The organism is Myxococcus sp. MxC21-1 (assembly GCF_032612255.1).
Classification (GTDB): domain Bacteria; phylum Myxococcota; class Myxococcia; order Myxococcales; family Myxococcaceae; genus Myxococcus; species Myxococcus virescens.
Genome location: NZ_CP123278.1, coordinates 7,234,830 through 7,253,107 on the forward strand (window position 1 = coordinate 7,234,830; position 18,278 = coordinate 7,253,107).

The 18,278-nt window shown below is 69.4% G+C and carries 19 protein-coding genes and 1 pseudogene; 10 read left to right on the forward strand and 10 right to left on the reverse strand.

Annotated elements, in window-relative coordinates:
- Positions 1-2 precede the first annotated feature (2 nt).
- Positions 3-1,049 (reverse strand): YihY/virulence factor BrkB family protein, encoded by a 1,047-nt coding sequence (locus QEG98_RS32120; RefSeq protein WP_316563989.1) that lies wholly within the window; start codon positions 1,047-1,049, stop codon positions 3-5.
- A gap of 123 nt (positions 1,050-1,172) precedes the next feature.
- The gene (locus QEG98_RS32125; protein WP_090492315.1) at positions 1,173-2,060 is read right to left on the reverse strand and encodes an MTAP family purine nucleoside phosphorylase; all 888 of its coding nucleotides are present in this window, start codon (positions 2,058-2,060) and stop codon (positions 1,173-1,175) included.
- 93 nt (positions 2,061-2,153) lie between these two features.
- Between QEG98_RS32125 and QEG98_RS32130 the strand changes: the two genes are divergently transcribed.
- A complete protein-coding gene (locus QEG98_RS32130) occupies positions 2,154-2,984 on the forward strand; it encodes a hypothetical protein (protein WP_316563990.1) in 831 nt (276 codons plus the stop codon).
- Positions 2,985-2,990: 6 nt separating this feature from the next.
- Here the strand turns inward: QEG98_RS32130 and QEG98_RS32135 are convergent, their stop codons facing one another.
- The 6 genes and pseudogenes from QEG98_RS32135 to QEG98_RS32160 all read right to left on the reverse strand — a co-directional run bounded on the left by QEG98_RS32135 (position 2,991) and on the right by QEG98_RS32160 (position 7,997).
- Entirely contained in the window at positions 2,991-3,839 is an 849-nt protein-coding gene (locus tag QEG98_RS32135; RefSeq protein ID WP_316563991.1) for an ATP-grasp domain-containing protein, read from the reverse strand.
- Positions 3,840-3,938: 99 nt separating this feature from the next.
- The gene (alkB, locus tag QEG98_RS32140; RefSeq protein ID WP_316563992.1) at positions 3,939-4,592 is read right to left on the reverse strand and encodes a DNA oxidative demethylase AlkB; all 654 of its coding nucleotides are present in this window, start codon (positions 4,590-4,592) and stop codon (positions 3,939-3,941) included.
- A 9-nt stretch (positions 4,593-4,601) separates the two neighbouring features.
- Positions 4,602-5,405 (reverse strand): 2OG-Fe(II) oxygenase, encoded by an 804-nt coding sequence (locus QEG98_RS32145; RefSeq protein ID WP_316563993.1) that lies wholly within the window; start codon positions 5,403-5,405, stop codon positions 4,602-4,604.
- A gap of 49 nt (positions 5,406-5,454) precedes the next feature.
- Positions 5,455-6,432 (reverse strand): DMT family transporter, encoded by a 978-nt coding sequence (locus QEG98_RS32150; RefSeq protein ID WP_316563994.1) that lies wholly within the window; start codon positions 6,430-6,432, stop codon positions 5,455-5,457.
- Positions 6,405-7,424, reverse strand: a complete 1,020-nt coding sequence (gene queG, locus QEG98_RS32155) for a tRNA epoxyqueuosine(34) reductase QueG (RefSeq protein ID WP_316563995.1) — start codon at positions 7,422-7,424, stop codon at positions 6,405-6,407. The genes QEG98_RS32150 and queG overlap by 28 nt, the downstream gene beginning before the upstream one ends.
- A gap of 13 nt (positions 7,425-7,437) precedes the next feature.
- Positions 7,438-7,997, reverse strand: a pseudogene (locus QEG98_RS32160) (cob(I)yrinic acid a,c-diamide adenosyltransferase).
- A gap of 148 nt (positions 7,998-8,145) precedes the next feature.
- Between QEG98_RS32160 and QEG98_RS32165 the strand changes: the two are divergent.
- From QEG98_RS32165 to QEG98_RS32195, 7 genes are all read left to right on the forward strand, one after another.
- Complete coding sequence (locus QEG98_RS32165; protein WP_316563996.1) at positions 8,146-8,940, forward strand: thymidylate synthase; 795 nt, start codon at positions 8,146-8,148, stop codon at positions 8,938-8,940.
- The gene (locus QEG98_RS32170) at positions 8,937-9,416 is read left to right on the forward strand and encodes a dihydrofolate reductase (RefSeq protein WP_316563997.1); all 480 of its coding nucleotides are present in this window, start codon (positions 8,937-8,939) and stop codon (positions 9,414-9,416) included. The genes QEG98_RS32165 and QEG98_RS32170 overlap by 4 nt, the downstream gene beginning before the upstream one ends.
- Before the next feature lie 121 nt (positions 9,417-9,537).
- On the forward strand, positions 9,538-9,774 hold the full coding sequence (locus QEG98_RS32175; protein WP_090492296.1) for a hypothetical protein: 237 nt from the start codon (positions 9,538-9,540) through the stop codon (positions 9,772-9,774).
- A 97-nt stretch (positions 9,775-9,871) separates the two neighbouring features.
- On the forward strand, positions 9,872-10,231 hold the full coding sequence (locus QEG98_RS32180) for a hypothetical protein (RefSeq protein WP_140866435.1): 360 nt from the start codon (positions 9,872-9,874) through the stop codon (positions 10,229-10,231).
- Positions 10,232-10,297: 66 nt separating this feature from the next.
- The gene (locus QEG98_RS32185; RefSeq protein ID WP_316563998.1) at positions 10,298-12,151 is read left to right on the forward strand and encodes a cytochrome c/FTR1 family iron permease; all 1,854 of its coding nucleotides are present in this window, start codon (positions 10,298-10,300) and stop codon (positions 12,149-12,151) included.
- A 431-nt stretch (positions 12,152-12,582) separates the two neighbouring features.
- Entirely contained in the window at positions 12,583-12,948 is a 366-nt protein-coding gene (locus QEG98_RS32190) for a hypothetical protein (RefSeq protein ID WP_316563999.1), read from the forward strand.
- A 231-nt stretch (positions 12,949-13,179) separates the two neighbouring features.
- Entirely contained in the window at positions 13,180-13,860 is a 681-nt protein-coding gene (locus tag QEG98_RS32195; RefSeq protein ID WP_316564000.1) for a hypothetical protein, read from the forward strand.
- Here QEG98_RS32195 and QEG98_RS32200 read toward each other — a convergent pair.
- A complete protein-coding gene (locus QEG98_RS32200; protein ID WP_316564001.1) occupies positions 13,857-15,380 on the reverse strand; it encodes an MBL fold metallo-hydrolase in 1,524 nt (507 codons plus the stop codon). The genes QEG98_RS32195 and QEG98_RS32200 overlap by 4 nt on opposite strands.
- Positions 15,377-16,672: an HD domain-containing protein gene (locus tag QEG98_RS32205; protein WP_316564002.1), complete on the reverse strand. Its 1,296-nt coding sequence runs from the start codon at positions 16,670-16,672 to the stop codon at positions 15,377-15,379. Before QEG98_RS32205 ends, QEG98_RS32200 begins: the two co-directional genes overlap by 4 nt.
- A gap of 134 nt (positions 16,673-16,806) precedes the next feature.
- Here QEG98_RS32205 and QEG98_RS32210 point away from each other — a divergent pair, with 134 nt between their 5' ends.
- Positions 16,807-17,886, forward strand: a complete 1,080-nt coding sequence (locus tag QEG98_RS32210) for an ATP-grasp domain-containing protein (RefSeq protein WP_316564003.1) — start codon at positions 16,807-16,809, stop codon at positions 17,884-17,886.
- Entirely contained in the window at positions 17,798-18,265 is a 468-nt protein-coding gene (locus QEG98_RS32215; RefSeq protein ID WP_011555903.1) for a GNAT family N-acetyltransferase, read from the forward strand. Before QEG98_RS32210 ends, QEG98_RS32215 begins: the two co-directional genes overlap by 89 nt.
- The last annotated feature ends 13 nt before the right edge of the window (positions 18,266-18,278 follow it).

The window sequence follows — 18,278 nt, forward strand, 5'->3', positions numbered from 1 at the left end:
CCTCAGTGCAGCGTGGAGGAGCGAGGGTCCTGCTCCTCCACGGTGGGCTCGGGCTCCTGCCCCCGGGCCACGCGGCGCCGCCATCGGAAGCGCGCCAGCTTCGACCGCATGGCGCTGCTGGCGCTCTTGGCCGCGCCGTGCGTCTTCAAGGGCGGCTCCAGCGGCGCGGGCTCCCCGAAGCCGCGGGCGCCCTTCGACTTCCCCTCCACCGAGGCGTGCTCGAGGATGGCGTTGACTTCGCCTCCGACGATGAAGATGAGCCCGGAGAGGTAGAGCCACAGCAGCAGCACCATCACGCCACCGATGGAGCCGTAGGTGACGTTGTACTTGCCGAAGTGCTCCACGTACTGCGTGAAGCCCCAGGTGCTCGTCAGCCACAGGCCCGTGCCCAGGACGGAGCCGGGGGTGATGTACTTGAAGCGCTGCTTCACGTCGGGCAGCAGGTAGTAGCAGAGCGCCAGCACCAGCATCACCAGTGACGTGGTGAAGGGCCAGCGCAGCCAGGACCACACGAGGTGGAAGGCGTCCACGAGTTGCAGCTTCCCCGCCAGCCACAGCCCCAGCCGCCCGCCGAGCAGGAACGCGGCGAAGGACAGCGGGATGAGCAGCGAGCCCATCAGCGTCACCAGCATCGCCAGGCCCTGCGTCTTCCAGAGGGGCCGGGATTCAGAGACGTCGTAGGCCAGGTTGAGCGCGGTGCGCAGCGCATTCACGCCGCGCGACGCGGACCACAGCGTGATGACCAGACCGGCCGTCAACAGCTTGGGCTGGGGCTGGTTGACCAGGGACTGCAGGTGGCCGGTGATGAGGCCCAGCGCGTCTCCCGGCACCAGCGGACGGATGCGGTCCAACATCGCGTCCACCACGCCCGGGGCGAACGGCAGGTACGCCACCAGCGTGACGAGGAAGAAGAGGAAGGGGAACAGCGAGAACAGCAGGTAGTACGACAGCTGCGCCGCGATGTCGGTGACGCTGTCCTCCTGGAACTCCCTCACGAAGCGCCGGCTGAACTCGCGCCAGGACAGGTGCTTGAGTCTGGGCAACCGCATGCTCGCCTCCTCGCTCCAGGTCGTACCGGGGCTCAGAAGGTGAAAACGGAAGCGCGCTTTGGCAGCAGGCGGCCAGGCGAGCGCACGGTGTGTGGCCCGGCCGAATGACCTGGTGCGGTGTCGTCAGGCGACGTTGGGCGGGAGGTATCTGCCCAGCAGTGGACGGAGGCGGCCGCGCACCTCGTCGGGGATGCGGCTGCGCTCGGTGCCGATGGCCAGGGCCAGCGCGGTGTCGCAGCGGCAGGTGGCGCGGGCTTCGCCGATGCGAGGCAGCGCGCGGCGGATGAGCGCGGCGCCGCTGGCGGTGACGGCCTTCCGGTTGTGGGAGACCTGCGCCAGCAGATCGTCATGCTCCTGCCCTGGCGCGCGCGGCTGCCACGAGTCGTAGTCCGTGGGCAGGGCCACCATGGCGTAGTGGAGCTCCGCCTCGCGAGCGAGCCGGGCCTCGGGCATGCCCGTCATGCCCACCAGGTCTCCTCCCCACGTGCGGTAGAGCATGCTCTCCGCGCGAGTGCTGAGGGACGGGCCTTCGATGCAGACGTAGGTGGCCTCGGTGTGCACGGTCGGCCCCAGCGGGTCCCTGGCGTGCTCCAGCACCTGACGCAGGGTGCCGCAGAAGGGGTTCCCCAGGTCCACGTGGACGGCGACGTCGTCGTAGAAGGTGCAGGGACGGCGATAGGTGCGGTCGATGACCTGGTCCGGCAGGGCGAGCTGGAGCGGATGGATGTGCTCGCGCAGACTGCCCACGGTGCCGGTGGCGAGGACGTGGGTGACGCCCAGGACCTTCAGCGCGTACATGTTCGCGCGGTAGGGCGCGCGGGTGGCGTTGTAGACGTGGCCGGTGCCGTGGCGGGCGACGAAGGCGACGGAGACGCCGTCGAGCTCGGTGGTGACGATGGGGCCCGCGTGAGGACCGAAGGGCGTCTCCAAGATGTGGGACTCGCCCTTGCCGGGGATGCCCAGTGCCTGGGCCAACCCGGGGCTCCCGATGATGCCCACCCTGACAGCCATGTGCCTCCTCGTGGCGCGACCATCGCGCCAGGGGACCATAACGCGCCCCCCTGGCGCCGGAACCCCAGAAGACTGGTAGTTTTCGTAATCGCCATGCGAGCCCTTCTGATTCTTGGCCTGACCCTCGCCGCCGGCCCCGCCGCGGCCGCCGTCCCTTCTGGCTGCCAGGAGGACTACGCGACCTGCAAGGAGGACTGCTCCATCCAATACGGAGGCAGCGGGCGAACCATCAAGCAGCTCACCCACTGCCTGGCCGAATGCCAGGAGAACGTGGGCCTGTGTGCGGACCGGCACTCGTCGCTGAAGGGGCTGCCCGCCGGGGTGGTGGCGGATCCACCGAAGAGGCGGAAGGGAAAGAAGCTGACCCGCGAGGAGGACCCGTTCGGCGACGGTGATGCGCAGCCCACCCGCCGGCGCAACAGCCGCGAGGAGGACCCGTTCGGGGATGAGAAACCCTCGGGACGGCGGGACGGCTACCGCGCGTCGGAGTCCTCCGCCACGGCGGAGCCTTCGCGCCGCGCGCCGGAGCCTGTTCCTCCGCCGCCTCCGTCCTCCGGTGTCGCGGTGGAGGCCACGCGGACGGGCGTGTACCGGGCGAGTGAATCGGACCCACCTCCATCCCCTACTCCCGCCTCGGCCCCCGCTGACCCGACGTCCCTGGGCGACCTGGACTCTCTGGATGACGAGCCCACGGTGATGGCGGCGCCAGAGCCCGCGCCCGTGCCAGCCGTGCCCGAGCCGGTGAAGCCTGCTCCGCCCGCGGTCTCCGCGAGCCCGGCGAAGAAGGACCCGCTGCTCGACGAAGACGTGTCCGACGCGCCGCCTCCGGTGGTGAAGAAGCCGGAGCCCAGCAAGTCCACCAAGCCGGCGCTGCCGCCAGAGCCCAAGTACGACATCTCCGAGTGGGACCCGAACGGGGACTGAGGCGCGCTAGGCCGCTCCGGTTTCGCGCTCGGCATCCAGGATGGCCCGCCAGAGCGCGAACGGAGAAATCCCCGCATAGCCGCTCTCCTGGCCGTCGTTGCACTCAATGACAATCCACCGGCCCGATACTTCCTGGGCCACGTCCACCACGAGGAAGGGCACGTCCAGCCGACGTGCCACCTCACGCCCGAGCCCGAGCGCCTCTCGCTGCGCTTCCGGCGTCAGGGTGTACGGCGTGCCCTGCCACCAGTAGGGCCCCCACCCCACCAGCTCGCCCTTCCACCAGAAGGTGCGGAATTCGAAGGAGCTGGGGATGCGGTCCGGCGCGCCCTCTTCGACCCGGCGCAGGGGCCTCAACTCCCGGCACACCACTCGCTGCCAGTGGAGGATGGGGTCCTTTGCATAGGCAGCCATCGCCTGACGGAACTGCTCGGGCCCCTCGATGATGGAGAGCGACTTGCGGTGCCGGCTGGTCTGCCGCTCACCCTTCACGAACACGGGCCACCCCAGCAGACGCTCCACGGTCTCCGCGTCTGGACGCTCATCGAACCAGACGCTCCGCGGAGTCAGGTCCGTGAGCTTCGGGTACCAGTGAGGCAGCTCCGTGGCCAGGAGGTGCTGCTCGGGTGTGTGCACCAGGCGGATGCCCGCTTCCGCCAACTCGCGGTAGCGCTCGGCGTAGTCGTTCCAGACGCCAACCCTGGCCACCACCTCCATGGACTCAGGCAGCACGTACGGACGGCGGCATGCGAAGAAGCGGTCGAAGGCGAAGTCGTAGATGCCTTGTCCGGTCGGCGCGGACAAAAGCCACAGCCGCTCTTCCACCTGAAGCAGGTCCTCACCCGGACGAAGCATGGACGCACTCTACCGCGTTCACCGCTGTCCACCATTTCATCAGGGCCCGTCCTCATCGCGAGACTGAAGCCCAGGGAGGCCGCAGCCCTGCGCCAGACATCATCGTGCCTTCCGGAACGTCAGATTGATGCGATGCTCCCCCACCTGCGAATGGTGACCCGGCTTGAGCGGCGTGACGCCGTGGTAGCGCAGGCGGGCTGGTCCGCCCCAGACGACCACGTCGCCATGGCTCAACCGTACGCGCGCCGGCCTGTCCGCTCGCTCCGCGCCACCGAAGAGGAAGACCGCCGGGAGCCCCAGTGAGACGGAGACGATGGGCGCGGTGAAATCACGCTCGTCCTTGTCCTGATGCAGCGACATCTTCGCCCCGGGCTCGTAGCGATTCACCAGGCACGCATCTGGGATGAACCCTTCGAAGCCTGCCTTCGCGGCGGCGAACTGCGCCAATCGCAGGAAGACCGCCGGCATCTCCGGCCAGGGCCGTCCCTGCACCGGGTCCACCGCGTCATAGCGATACCCCGTCCGGTCCGTCACCCAGCCCCACGAACCACAGCTCGTCATCGCCACCGACATGCGGAAGCCGCCCGGCGTCTCCATGTGGCGGAAGGGCGAAGCGAGCGCGACGTCCCGGACCGCGCTCAGCAACTCCGCATCGTGGGCCCGCGCGAAGCCCCGAAGCACCATGGCACCGGGGCCCAGCGATTCCTCGCGCGGACCAGAGCCACCCAGGCCGTCGAACAAGTCCAACGTCATTCGCGCGCCTCAAGCCGCATCATGGAAGATGACGCCTACGGTGTGGCGCTGTCCTGAACGGATGCGGCTGACGCCGTGCCGGAGGTTGACGCGGTACACGCCTCGCGTGCCCTGCACCGGGCGGTGGTGGACGGCGAACACCACCGCGTCTCCCTGGCGCAGCGGGACGACCTCCGCCCGTGACTGCATGCGCGGACGCTGCTCGGTGAGGATGAACTCGCCTCCCGTGAAGTCCCGTCCGGGCTCCGACAGCAGAATCGCCACCTGGAGCGGGAAGACGTGCTCCCCATAGAGATCCTGGTGCAGGCAGTTGTAGTCGTCCGCCTCGTACCGCAACAGCAGCGGCGTCGGCCGCACCTGCCCCGCCGCGTGGCAGCGTTCGAGGTACGCCGCATGCGACTCCGGGTACCGCACCTCGATTCCCATGGCCGTGTTCCACCGGTTCGCAATCGGCGCGAGCCGGGGGTACAGCGCCTCGCGCAGCCCGGCGACCACGTCTGGCAGCGGGTACTCGAAGTACTTGTACTCCCCCCTTCCGAAGCCGTGCCGCGCCATCACCACGCGGCTGCGGAACACGGCGTCTTCCGGATACAGCGCCGCCAGAGCGTCACACTCGGCCGGTGTCACGAGCCGCTCCAACGTCGCGCAGCCTCGCGCGTCCAGTTCCTCCGAGACGCGTGCCCAGTCGACGTCGGCCACCCGCTCCGGGACATGCTTCACGGCTCGGACCGAGCCGGGCGGGCGTGACCTTCCCGCCGTCACCCTCTGCGTGGACACGACGTCTGCTTCCTTCCGGGAAACCCTTGCGGCCATGACGGGAAGCTAAAGGGCGACGACAGGCCCAGCACTCCGAGTCTTGCGGCTATCCGACACTCGATGAGGCAGGAGGCCGCTCTGGCACGGCCGGCGCTGCGGCGGGCGACCGGACGTGCGCCGCCTGCGTCAGTCGCACGCCGAGGAGCACGAGCACCCCGCCCACGGCGATTTCCCAGTGCAGCGCCTCGTCCAGGATGGCCCAGGCGGCCAGCGCGGTCGCCGCGGGCTGGAGGTTGGAGAACACGGCCACCTTCGACGCCGGCACCCGCGACAGCGCGAAGTACCAGAGCAGGTACGCCACCACCGACGTGAGCAGGCCCAGGTAGACGATGGAGTAGCGAGCCGCGGAGCTCGCCGCGAGCACCGCCTCCGGCTTCGCGAAGAACGGCGCCATCAGCATCATCATCAACGTGGAGGCCACCATGCTCCACGACGTCGCGCGAATCGGCCCGTGGATGGCGACGAACGGCTTGCCCTCCGTCGTGTACACCACCCACGACATCACCGCGCCCAGGATGAGCAGGTCTCCCATCAACGAGCCGCTCGCATCCGCCAGCCCGCGCCCCAACAGCAACACCACCACGCCCGCGAACGCCGTGATGATGCCGCCCATCGCCCGGAGCGAGGCGCGCTCATGCCCGCGCCCCAGGCTGAGCAGGTACACGCCCAGCGGCGTCAGCGCGTAGAGCAGCGCCGCGTGCGCCGCCGTGGACTGGGACAGTCCATAGAAAAAGAACACCTGGTTCACCGGCCCCGCCAGCAGGCCCAGCAGCAACACCCGCCCCCACTCGTTGCGCGGCGGCAGCCGGGGCCCGGGCAGGAAACACAGCAACAGCATGAACACCGAGCCACTCAACACGAAACGCCACAGCACCACCGTGAGCGGCGCCAGCTCCGACATCGCGCGCTTGCCAGCCAGGTACGTCCCCGCGCTGATGAGGACCTGGAGGATGAGCCCGGCGTAGACAGGGCCCAATGACTGCGGAGAGGTGGACGTCAGGGGTCGAGCTGAAGGAGCGCCCATTGCGCGGCGGTACGTACCAATTCACTCGAATCGCCGCAGAGCTTTTCCAGCAACGGTTTCGTGTCCGCCTGCTTCGCCACACCCAACGCATACACGGCGTTGCGGCGCAGCCCGTCATACCGTGCGCGCGCCAGCGCGGTGCCAGGTATTAGGTGCTCATACTGTTCCACTGTGAGTCCCGCGAGCTCGCGCACACCCAATTCCGCCACCGCTCGGGGCGCGAAGCGCGGATGCTCCGCGAACACCGGCCGGCGGTTCAGCGGACACACCTGCTGGCAGATGTCGCAGCCGAAAATCAGGTTGTCGAACTTGAACCGGAACGCCTCCGGCACCTGCTGCTCGCGGTTCTCGATGGTCTGGTAGGACAGGCACGCGCGCGCGTCCACGCGGCCGTTGCCCACCAGCGCGCCCGTGGGACAGGACATGAGGCAGCGGCGGCACGCGCCACACCGGTCCGCCGCGGGGCCGTTGCCGTAGTCGTCGACCTCGGCATCCACCACGAGCGTGGCCAGCAGCACCCACGAGCCGTAGGGCTCGGTGATGAAGCAGCCGTTCTTCCCCACGTAGCCGAGCCCCGCGCGCGACGCCCACACCTTCTCCATCAGCGGGCCGCTGTCCACGCCGCCGTAGCTGCCCAGCCCCGGGTACATCACGTTGAGCGCCTTGCGGAATGCCTTCATCCGGTCGCGCAGCGTGGAGTGGTAGTCGCGCCCTCGGGCATAGCGCGCGATGGGGGAGTCCACCGTCTCCGCGTCGTCGCGCCAGTAGTTGTTCGCGAAGGAGATGACCGTCTTCGCGCCCGGCAGCAGCAGCGAGACGTCCAGCCGCTCGGCGGCCCGCTCGCCCATCCAGTCCATGTCCGCCGCGTAGCCCGCGGCCACCCACTCCATCAGGAAGTCGGGCGGGATGGGCTCGGCGCGCGCGAACCCCACCAGGTCGAAGCCAACCGAGCTGGCGAGGTCACGCAGATGGGCGGTGGGCAGCACGTTCACGGGGCGCGTCCGACTATTTCGAGGGCTTCGCCGGAATCCACTTCACGTCTTCCACGCTCGCACGGTGGTTGACCACGCGAGCCAGGACGAAGAGCAGGTCGGAGAGCCTGTTGAGATAGACGACCACCGCCTTCGGAATCTTCCCTTCGCGCAGCAGCGGCACCGTGCGGCGCTCGGCGCGGCGGCAGACAGTGCGCGCCGGTGCAGCGCGCTCGCGGCCTGCGTGCCTCCGGGCAGGATGAAGTGGGTCATCGGCGGCAGCTCCGCCTCGAAGCCGTCGATGGCGCGCTCCATGTCTTCCGCCCACTCGGCCTTCAGCTCGGGGATGTGCGCCGACGCCTTCGTGCCCTCAGGCGTGGCCAGCACCGCGCCCACCGTGAAGAGCTGGTCCTGGAGCCGGTGGAGCAACGCGTCCACGTCCGTGGGTCCCTCGAAGCTCCGCACCAGGCCGAGGGTCGCGTTCAGTTCGTCCACTTCCCCATACGCGTCCACACGAACGTCGTCCTTCGAGACGCGTCCGCCACCGAACAGACCGGTCTCTCCCGCATCACCCGTCTTCGTATAGAGTTTCATGCCCCGGCTTCTAACGGTGCGTGACGACTGGCGTCCATGAGAAGCCGCAGGACGGCGCCCCCGATGTGCGGGGCTGCACCCATTTCACTCCGAGCGGCGATCCTGCTTAGAACTTTCAGTCGGCCACCGGCTCAGTTACATGGGCCCCATGACGCCCTACCTGTCCCTGCTCGACCACGTCCTGCACCATGGGGTGAAGAAGGGCGACCGTACCGGCACGGGGACGCTCAGCGTCTTCGGGCCCCAGCTCCGGTTCGACCTCACGCAAGGCTTCCCGCTCCTCACCACGAAGAAGCTGCACACGAAGTCCATCCTCCATGAGCTGCTGTGGATGCTCGCGGGGGACACCAACGTGCGCACACTCCAGGCCCAGGGCGTCACCATCTGGGACGAGTGGGCCAACGCCGACGGCAGCCTCGGCCCCGTGTACGGGCACCAGTGGCGCTCGTGGACGGCGCCCGATGGTGGACACATCGACCAGATGAAGGCGCTGGTGGAGGGGCTGAAAAAGAACCCCGACTCGCGCCGCCACATCATCAGCGCGTGGAACGTGGCGGACCTCCCGTCCATGAAGCTGCCGCCCTGCCACGTCCTCTTCCAGTTCTACGTGGCCAACGGGCGGCTGTCCTGCCAGCTCTATCAGCGCAGCGCGGACCTCTTCCTGGGGTTGCCCTTCAACATCGCCTCGTACTCACTGCTGACGATGATGGTGGCGCAGGTGACGGGCCTGCAGGCGCACGAGTTCATCCACACCGTGGGTGACGCGCACCTGTACCTGAACCACGTCGAGCAGGCGAAGACGCAACTGTCGCGCGAACCGCGCCCCCTGCCTCGCATGCGCATCAACCCCGAGGTGACGGACCTCTTCGCCTTCAAGTACGAGGACTTCACGCTCGAAGGCTACGACCCGCACCCCGCCATCAAGGCGCCCGTGGCCGTATGAAGCTGTCCGCCATCGTCGCCATGGCGGCGAACCGGGTCATCGGCGCGGGCAACCAGCTCCCGTGGCGGCTGCCCGCGGACCTCGCGCGCTTCAAGCGCATCACCATGGGCCACACCCTGGTGATGGGGCGCAAGACGTACGAGTCCATCGGCCGCCCGCTGCCGGGCCGCACCTTCATCGTCGTCACCCGCCAGCGTGACTTCGCGCCCCCGGGTGTCCAGGTGGCACACTCCGTGGACGAAGCGCTCTCCCTGGCAAAGGCCAGCGGCGACTCGGAGGTCTTCATCGCCGGAGGCGCGGACCTCTACGCCCAGACGATGGACCGCGTGCAGCGCCTCTACCTCACGCGCATCGCCCGGGACTTTCCTGGCGACACCTGGTTCCCCGACGTGGACCTGTCGGGTTGGACATGCGTCGAAGAGGAAGCACATCCCGACGCCGAGCCACCCCATACCTTCCTCACCTACGAGCGCTGACGCACCCCTTCGCCCGGCGGCGTCTACATGCATGCCCGGGCGAGGGCGCGCGCCCACATTCCTTCCTTCAAACGTTAAGCGCACAATCCAGACCTCACCCGGCAGTCCCATGGAGTTCCGGATGCACAAGACGTGGACGCGAGGACTTGGATTGGTTGCGGCGGTGGTGATGATGGCCTGTGGCGGCCCCGTGGAGGAGGCTCCCGTGGACGAAACGGGAAGCGCCGAGCAGGAGCTGCGCCTGTGTGATTTGCAGGGCCGGTGTGCCGCCAACGAGGTCTGCGTGGGCGGCCCCGGTGGCGTCTGCTACCCGTGCGACCGCTTCCCGCAGTACTGCGAAATCATCATCGAGCCGTAGCGCGAAGGTGAAGCACGAGGCGCCCGGCCATCCATCCGGCCGGGGGCCTCCCATCCCGCCGCCTGGCACGTCCTGACGCCATGCACACTTCCACGGGATGCAGACCACCCTCCTCTCTCGTCCCATCGACGTGCCGTGGCGGACCGCGGCCCTCTCCAGCGCCGCCGTGCTCACGGCTTCCAACGTGGCCGCGCTCGTGGCCAGCCTCCGGCTTGCTCCCTTGCTGCGTCACCGGCTGAGGCCCCGATCTCGTGCCCTGCCCGCACTGGCCGTTGGAGCCACCGCGCTGGGAGCGCTCGCCATCGGCGCGCTCAGCATCGGCACCCTGGCCATCCGAGCCCTGACCATTGGCAAGCTGCGGGGTGATGACTGGCAGGTGGATTCACTCCGCGTGGGCTCGCTCCAGGTCGTCGAGACGATTGGACCCACGGGCAGTTCTGGTGTGGGCGCGACCTGAGTCCGGTAGATTTTGAAGTTGCTTCGCAAGATTGAAAGGCCACCACCCCACTGGTAGAGGGGTGGCATGACTCGCGCCGCCTCGCTGCTGCTGTTCCTCCTGCTTGCCCTGCCTATCGCGTCCCGCGCGGACGACGGCGCCTCCGAGGAACGCACGTGGCACCGGCTCATCGGCATCCTCCAGTATCTGGAGGCGGACTATCCGCTCGCCATCGAGTCGCAGTCCGCGTTCGAGCTGGCGGAGCAGAAGAGCTTCGCGGCGGAGGCGGTGGACGCGGCGCGCGGCCTGGGCCCCGCGGCAGCGGCCTTCCTGCCGCGCGTGCAGGACATCCAGGCCCGCGTGGACAAGGGCGAGGACCCGGACGGCGTCAGCCGCGACTGCGGTGAGCTGGTGGAGAACCTCGTCACGGCCGGAGGGCTGGCCCGCAGCCCACGCCGCCCGCCGGACCTGGCGCTGGGCCAGTCGCTGTTCGCCACCAACTGCGCCGCGTGCCATGGCGCTGACGGCAGCGCGAACGTGGCCATCGCCGCCAACATGGAGCCAGCGCCCGCCAACTTCCAGGACGCGGAGCTGATGGAAGGCCTCACGCCGTACAAGGCCTTCAACACCACCAGCTTCGGCGTGCCCGGCACCGCGATGCCGGCCTACCCCACCCTGTCCGAGGAGGAGCGCTGGTCGCTGGCCTTCTACGTCTTCACCATGCGCCTGCCCGAGTGCGAGGGCACGCCGCCGCGCGTCTCCCTGGAGCGGCTGGCCAACGCCACCGACGCGGACCTGGTGAAGGAGTTCGGTCAGGAGAACCTCGCCTGTCTGCGCCGGAAGATGCTGGACGCGGACGAGGAGCGCTCGCTGCTCGCCGCCCGGGAGAACGTGCAGCAGGCCATGCGCCTGGGCGCCGCGGGTGACATCGCGGGCGCGAAGGCGGCCCTGCTGGACGGCTACCTCAACGGCGTGGAGCCGGTGGAGCCGAAGCTCAGCGCGCGCGACTCGGCGTTGACGCTGAAAATCGAGCAGGGCTTCCTCAAGGCCCGCATGGCGGCGGAGCGCGGCAGCCCGCACCTCCAGGACGAGGGCCGGGAGCTGCTGGCCCTGCTGGACCAGGCGCGGCGTGACTCGGGCACCACCGCGAGCCTGCTGTCCACGATGTGGCTGACGCTGCTCATCCTGCTGCGCGAGGGCTTCGAGGCGACCATCATCGTCGCGGCGCTGCTGGCCGCGCTGCGGAAGATGAAGGCCACCGAGCACGCCCGCGTGGTGCACTTCGGATGGATTTCCGCGCTCATCGTCGGCGCGCTGTCCTACGTGCTCGGCCGCCACCTGCTGGCCGGCGCCCAGCGCGAGTGGATGGAAGGCATCGCCGCGCTCGCGGCGGTGGGCATGCTGGTGTACGCGGCGCTGTGGCTCAACGCCCGCTCCAACATCAGCCAGTTCATGGGCGAGCTGCGCGAGAAGATGCAGGGCGCGCTGGGCCGAGGCAGCATGCTGGGCCTGTTCCTCATCGCCTTCACCGCCGTGCTGCGTGAGAGCTTCGAGACGGCCATCTTCCTCCAGGGGCTCGCGCTGGACTCGCCACAGGGCGTGGCCTGGGGCGCGCTCGCGGGTGCGGTGGCCATGGTGGTGATGGTCCTCTTCATCAACCGGCTGGGTTACCGCCTGCCGATGAAGACGCTCTTCAACGCGTCCACCGTCATCCTGGTCCTCACCGCCGTGATGCTGCTGGGCAAGGGCCTCCACTCGCTGCAGGAAGTCGGTGCGCTGCCGCTCGCACCCGTGCCCTTCATCACCGTGGACGTGCTGGGCATCTATCCGGACGCGCTCTCGCTCGTTCCCCAGCTCCTGCTGGGCGGCATCCCGCTGGCCATCGTGCTGCTGCGCCGCAAGGGCCGTACCCAGCCTGTTTCCGAGGCCTCCGCTGGTTAGGGCGACGCGCGCCCGTCGTTGCGGTAGCGTGTCCCAGGTGAAGGTTTCACGAGCCCACTCCATCGGGTTGGCCATGCTGGTCCTCTCGGGCCCAAACGCCGCCTGGGCGCAGGAGCCCCCGCGAGCGAGCCCGCCCGGGCCCCCGCCTCCGAGCTGACGCCGCCGCCCCTGGTTCCAGCCCCGGGCGGCTGGGACGCGCCGACGCGCCGCGACGAAGACGCCGGGGACGACTCCCGCACGAGCCAGGAGACGGAGGGCACGACCTCCGTCAATGAACAGGCCCTTCCTGGCAAGGCCCGCGCCCGCGCCACGGACCCCGTGCCACGGGTGGGGGTGGAGTTCCTGGGTGGCGCCGGTGGCGGCATCATCGCGGGCTCCCTGGGCCTCATCACGGGCTTCTTCGTGGGTGCGTCCACGGTGGGCTGCGACGAGTGCAGCATCGTCGCGGGCGTCGGTGGATTGACGGGGGTCGTGGTGGGCATCCCGGCTGGGACCGGCTGGGTGGCAAGCTCATGGGCGGCCGGGGCACCTTCCTCGCCACCGCGGGCGGCAGCCTCATCGGCTGGGGCGGCGCGCTGGTCGGCTCCGCCCTGCTGGGCATCGGAGACAACGAACCCGGCGGCGCGGTGTTCCTGCTGCTGCTCCCCGTGGTGGGCGCCGTGGCGGGCTATGAGCTGTCATCGCCGGGGGAGGAGCGCCCCGCGCTCACGCGCAAGGCCCCGAGCACGTTCCAGGTGGTCCCCGTCGCCGGGATGGGCGAACGCGGGCCTCGCCTGGGCCTCGCCGGGAGCTTCTGAGGCGAAGCCCCCGGGCCGGGGCACCTGCGCACCTCGGGAGCTCGCTGTTCGGAAATGTCGGGACATTTCGCCGCGCCAAAGTCCCGACATTTCCGAACAGCGCCCCATGGAACTCGCCCCCGACCCGCGAGGCAGCCCTCCTGAGGCGCGCCGTCCGTTCAGCGCGAAACCCATCAGGGAGGCGATGGCATCCGTGCCCGCGCCGTGCTCTCACTACGAGCACCAGCGCCCATGCTCTCCCATCTGAACCGCCCCATCCTGCTGACGCTCCTGCTGCCCGCCCTCGCGCTCGCCCAGCCCATGGATGACGCGCCGCGGATGCCAGAGCCCGTGACGGCCACGCAGCAGCGGCCCGCGGTGGGCCGTCCGTCACCGGCATCCAGGCCGCCGGCCTCTCCCCGAATGCATCCGCCCCAGGATGCGCCGTTCCCGCTGGGCGCGCGCCTGGTGGGCGAAACGGTGGGCGGCGCGCTGATTGGCGCCTCTGGCCTCGCGGTGACCTTCCTCGGAGGCGTCCTCGTGTCGGACCAGGTGTCCTGCGGCTACAGCGAGTGCCGGTCCGGGAGGAACCTCAGCCTCATCAGCGCTTCGATTGGGATGGGGCTCGGCGCGGCGGCAGGCGTGTACCTGGGAGGCTCGCTGATGGATGCACGCGGCAGATTCCTGCCCACGCTGCTGGGCGGACTGGTGGGAACGGCCGCGCCATTGGCCGTCGTGGCGCTGTCGGACGAAGCGTCCTGGGCGGTCCTCACCGCCACCTTCGCCGTGCCCGTGGCGACGTCCATCCTCGCGTTCGAGCTGTCCCATGGCGCCTACGAGCGGCGACGCCAGCAGGAGCACCCCGTGGTGCTGGTGCCCACGGTGAGCCTGGCCCCGGGAGGCGGGGCGCTGGGGCTCGCCGGCCGCTTCTAGGCCCGGAAGTACTGGAGCGACTCCTCACGCACGAGGCCTTCCTCCACCAGCTTCTCCAGGGTGGCCAGCGCGCTGCGCTCCGCGAGCGGATGCAGCAGCGGCGGCGTGTCCGCGTAGGCCAGGGACACCACCTGCGCCAGCGTGGCGCCGTCGGGTGGCACGGACTGAAGGATGAGTGCCTCCCGCGCCGCCCGGTGGTCCAGGTACTCCTGGAGCTTCGCGGGCCCGTCCGGAATCGGTGAGCCGTGCGCCGGGTACAGCGTGCTCACGGGCCAGTCCCGCAGCCGCGCGAGCTGCGTCAGGTAGTCCCGCATGTGCCCCTCCGGCGGGTCGATGACGATGGTCCCCACACCGGCCACCATGTCCCCCACCACCGCCGAGCGGCTGCGCTCGTCCACGAGACACACGTGCCCCTGTGCATGCCCCGGCGTGTGCAGCACGCGCCAGCGCTGCGGCACCTCGCCCGCCAGCTCCAGCACGTCACCGTCCTCCAACAACCGCTCCACGGGGAAGTCCAGGCGGTCCGCCGTACGCGCGTGGCACCACAGCGGGATGTCCAAGCGCTCCTTCACCGCGCGCGCGCCGCCCACGTGGTCACCGTGATGGTGGGTGAGCACCACCGCCACGGGCCGCAGCCCCTCCGCCTTCAGGCCCGACACCAGCGACAGCAGCTTCGCGTACTGCTTCACGTCCGCGGCGCCCGGGTCCACGATGAGCAGCTCGCCGTTGCCCAGCACATACGCGTTGGTATGCGCGGCCGGCGGCAGCGTGGGCGTCTCCAGCGCCACCACGCGCACGCCCTGCTGGAATTCGATGCGCTGCGAGACATACCCCGGGCAGAACGGAGGCGACGCCAGGCGCGCCAGGACGTCGGACGCATCCGTGAAGGCGCCCAGCACCTGGAAGGCATGCACCGCGGGCGGGTGCAGCAGCGCCGTGCCATCTCCCCACCGAGCCAGCGCATCAGCGGGCGTCACCCAGGCGCCCTCCGCGAGCTCGCCAGGCCACCACTCCGCGCGCGCGTGGGCGGGCATCTCCACCAGGTAGAAGCGCGTATCGAAGCGCACGGGCAGCGCCGGCGGCGTCACCCACCGGCCCGCGGCCCGGAAGTCATCCGCGTTCAGCGACAACCCCTCCGCCTTCAACAGAGCGCCCCACCCCAGCGTCCCGTCCAGGAGCGCCTTGCGCAGCGACGCCACCTTCGCGGTGGACAGCGCCTCGGCGCCGTGGGCCACCAGCACGCCCGTCTCCTCGAAGAGCTCGCGCGCCGCGGCCGAGCGCAGCGCCGCCTCGTCTCCGCTGGCGCCCGCCACCGGCACGGCCGCGTCGGCCGCGTCCAGCTTGCCGCCGGGAAAGGCATAGAAGCCGCCCGCGAAGCGAAGCGCCTTGCCGCGCTTCACCCAGAAGACCTCCACACCCTCCCCCGCGCGCCGATACAGCAGCGCCACGGAAGAAGGGCGGGCCTCCACCGGACTGTGGGTCAGCAGGTCCAGGCCCAGACCGGGAAGACGCTCGCTCATGACTCCACCGCCTGGCCGAGGACCCGGCCCATCAACGCATGTGCCTTGTCCGCCTGGTCTGGCCGGACGTACAGCCGGACGAGCCGCACCGCGCCACTGTAGCGTTGATACAGCGGCGTGTAGCGCGCCACCTCGGTCAGCCGGCCGGTGGAGGCGTCGATGATGTACAGGCTCGGCCCTCGGCCAGACGGCCCGGAGGTGTACTTGCTGAGCACGTTCTGGGACTCGACGACGTAGTGGTCGAACTTGTGGGACACCAGCGCGCTGCGCAGCACGTCCAGGTCGTAGCCCGTGTCCCGCTCCGTGAACTGCGCCAGCAGCTTGTAGCCCTGCCGCTGGCTGATGCGCTGGGCCCACGGATTCTTGGAGCGGCGCAGCGTGTACCAGAGCGCCGAATCGTCACAGAGCAGGAACTCTTCCGGATCCGAAGGAATCTCGAACTCGCCGGGCGACTCCTCGTAGTAGCGCCGCAGCATGTAGTCGAAGTTCACGGAGGTGTGGTGCAGGTACACCGACACGAACATGTGGTAGCGGCTGAGGAGGAAGTCCTCGAAGGCGAAGGCCGCCGCCCGGCTGAGGGCGAGGTAGGCCCGCCCGTCCTTCATCGCGGGATTGAGGTTGCTGACAATCCAATCCATGTCGTACCGGCCATAGTTGACGCCTGTGTAGAAGGAGTCGCGCAGCAGGTAGTCCATGCGGTCCGCGTCCAGCTCGCCGGAGACGATGGCGCGTAGCAGCGGCGTCCAGTCCACGCCCTGGTGCGTGAAGCCCGGGTCCTTCGGTGGCTTCGCTCCCGACACCAGCGCCACCGCCGCCATGGGCGTAATCCCCATGCCGCCGAAGTGCTTCTCGATGATGGGCGTCAGCGAGCTGTCGAGGAGGATTTTCGCCGTGTAGTCCTCGTGCGTGGCCAGCTCGCCCTCCGCGGTGCCGTCCAGCCAGGATGGCAGGCGCAGGAGCGAGCGCTTCGGGGCGATGCGCTCCGAGGCATGCGACAGCGGCATGTGCCCCAGGTCATGGCAGAGGACCGCCAGACGCACCGCCGCGCAGAAGCGCTCCCGCACGTCGTCCGGCAGCGACGAGCGAGCAGCCACCGCGCCGAACACGCGCGAGGCGACATGCATGGCGCCCAGGGAATGGATGTGGCGCGTGTGCGTGGCCCCGGGAAAGGCCAGGTCCCCGAAGCCAAGCTGTCGGACATACCGCAGCCGCTGGTAGTGCCGGCTGTCGATGACGGCCTTCTCGGGGTCGCTGACCGGGATGGTGCCGTGGATGGGGTCACGGATGCGCATGATTCCCTTTCCATACTCCTGGATACCCCCTCGGGAGGTCATCAAACGTACCGCGAACCTTTCCGGGGGGCAGCCGGCCTCACGTGCGGACTGTGATGGAGGCAGGGGACGTGGTAACCCTCCCGCACCACCGAATGCACATCATCCTGCTGCACAACCGCGACCACGACCTCCTTGAGGACGACCCTGGGCGGGAGGCCCGGGAGGATGTGGTCCGTGTCGTCTCCTCCATGGCGGACGCCCTCAACCGGGGCGACACCCTGGCCGAACCGCTCGCCATCGAAGGTGACCGGCTCGACTTCATGGACACCCTGCGCCGGCGCCAGCCGGACCTGGTCGTCAACCTCTGCGAGTCGTTGGCGGCCGACAGCCGGGGCGAGATGGCCATCCCCTGCCTGCTGGACGTGCTGGGGCTGGCCTACACGGGCTCGAGCGCGCTGTCCCTGGGGCTGGCGCTGCACAAGCCCAAGGCGAAGGAAGTCCTCACCGCGCGCGGCGTGTCCACGCCGCCCTTCCACGTGGTGGAGCGCCTGGAGGATGCATTGGCGGTGGACCTGCCCTGGCCGCTCATCGTCAAGCCCGCGCGGGAAGACGCCAGCATGGGCGTGACGTCGGAGTCCGTGGTGCACGAGCGCGCCGCGCTGGTCCGCGCCTGTGACGCGGTGCTCCGTGAGTTTCATCAGCCAGCCCTGGTGGAGCAGTTCATCCCCGGGCGGGAAATCTATGTGCCGCTGCTCGGCAACCGGCCGCGCCAGGCGCTGCCCCTGACGGAAATCGTCTTCGGTCGTACGTTCGAGGACAGACCCAACATCGTCTCCTACAACGCCAAGTGGGAGGCGGCGTCGGCGGAGTACCGGGACACCACCAGCGGATTGTGCCGGCTGGACGCGAACCTGGAGTCCCGTTGCGTGCAGGTCGCGCTGGAAGCCTTTGCAGCACTGGACTGTCAGGACTATGGACGGGTCGACCTCCGGGTATCCCCGGAGGGCGTGCCCTACGTCATCGACATCAACCCCAACTGCGACCTTCATCCGAGCGCGGGGTTCGCCAAGGCCGCCCTGGCCGCCGGAATGGACTATCCGGCCCTGGCGTCCCGGCTCGTGGAGGTCGCGCTCGAGAGAGCACATGGACATCCGTCCCATCGAAGAAAAGGATCGGGCGCCAATCGCCGCCCTGATTCGAAAGATCGAAACCTTCTCGCCGCAGGAGGTTGAGGTCGCCATCGAGCTGGCGAACACCACGCTCACGCCGGGCAACACGGACTACGCCATCATCGTCGCGGACCGCGACGGCGAGCTCGTGGGCTACATCTGCTACGGCCCCACGCCGATGACGGAGGACACCTACGACCTGTACTGGATTGCGTCCGCACCGGAAGTTCGCGGTCAGGGCGTAGGCGCGGCGCTGGTGTCCGCCATGGAGGGCGACCTGCGCCGCCGCAACGGGCGCCTCATCCGCGTGGAGACGAGCGCCACCGAGGCCTACGGCCCCACGCGCGGCTTCTACGCCTCCATGAAGTACGGCGAGGAGGCCCGCATCCGGGACTTCTACAAGGTGGGGGACGACCTCATCATCCTCACCAAGCGGCTGTAATCCCCACGCCGCG

Bases quoted from the DNA above. Each gene is read 5' to 3' on its own strand.
- QEG98_RS32205 (WP_316564002.1), bottom strand. From the start codon at position 16,672: ATGCGCATCCGTGACCCCATCCACGGCACCATCCCGGTCAGCGACCCC.
- QEG98_RS32215 (WP_011555903.1), top strand. From the start codon at position 17,798: ATGGACATCCGTCCCATCGAAGAAAAGGATCGGGCGCCAATCGCCGCC.
- QEG98_RS32165 (WP_316563996.1), top strand. From the start codon at position 8,146: ATGACGCCCTACCTGTCCCTGCTCGACCACGTCCTGCACCATGGGGTG.
- QEG98_RS32130 (WP_316563990.1), top strand. From the start codon at position 2,154: ATGCGAGCCCTTCTGATTCTTGGCCTGACCCTCGCCGCCGGCCCCGCC.
- QEG98_RS32145 (WP_316563993.1), bottom strand. From the start codon at position 5,405: ATGGCCGCAAGGGTTTCCCGGAAGGAAGCAGACGTCGTGTCCACGCAG.
- alkB (WP_316563992.1), bottom strand. From the start codon at position 4,592: ATGACGTTGGACTTGTTCGACGGCCTGGGTGGCTCTGGTCCGCGCGAG.
- QEG98_RS32195 (WP_316564000.1), top strand. From the start codon at position 13,180: ATGCTCTCCCATCTGAACCGCCCCATCCTGCTGACGCTCCTGCTGCCC.
- QEG98_RS32120 (WP_316563989.1), bottom strand. From the start codon at position 1,049: ATGCGGTTGCCCAGACTCAAGCACCTGTCCTGGCGCGAGTTCAGCCGG.
- QEG98_RS32200 (WP_316564001.1), bottom strand. From the start codon at position 15,380: ATGAGCGAGCGTCTTCCCGGTCTGGGCCTGGACCTGCTGACCCACAGT.
- QEG98_RS32210 (WP_316564003.1), top strand. From the start codon at position 16,807: ATGCACATCATCCTGCTGCACAACCGCGACCACGACCTCCTTGAGGAC.
- QEG98_RS32185 (WP_316563998.1), top strand. From the start codon at position 10,298: ATGACTCGCGCCGCCTCGCTGCTGCTGTTCCTCCTGCTTGCCCTGCCT.
- QEG98_RS32150 (WP_316563994.1), bottom strand. From the start codon at position 6,432: ATGGGCGCTCCTTCAGCTCGACCCCTGACGTCCACCTCTCCGCAGTCA.
- QEG98_RS32175 (WP_090492296.1), top strand. From the start codon at position 9,538: ATGCACAAGACGTGGACGCGAGGACTTGGATTGGTTGCGGCGGTGGTG.
- QEG98_RS32125 (WP_090492315.1), bottom strand. From the start codon at position 2,060: ATGGCTGTCAGGGTGGGCATCATCGGGAGCCCCGGGTTGGCCCAGGCA.
- QEG98_RS32180 (WP_140866435.1), top strand. From the start codon at position 9,872: ATGCAGACCACCCTCCTCTCTCGTCCCATCGACGTGCCGTGGCGGACC.
- QEG98_RS32170 (WP_316563997.1), top strand. From the start codon at position 8,937: ATGAAGCTGTCCGCCATCGTCGCCATGGCGGCGAACCGGGTCATCGGC.
- QEG98_RS32135 (WP_316563991.1), bottom strand. From the start codon at position 3,839: ATGCTTCGTCCGGGTGAGGACCTGCTTCAGGTGGAAGAGCGGCTGTGG.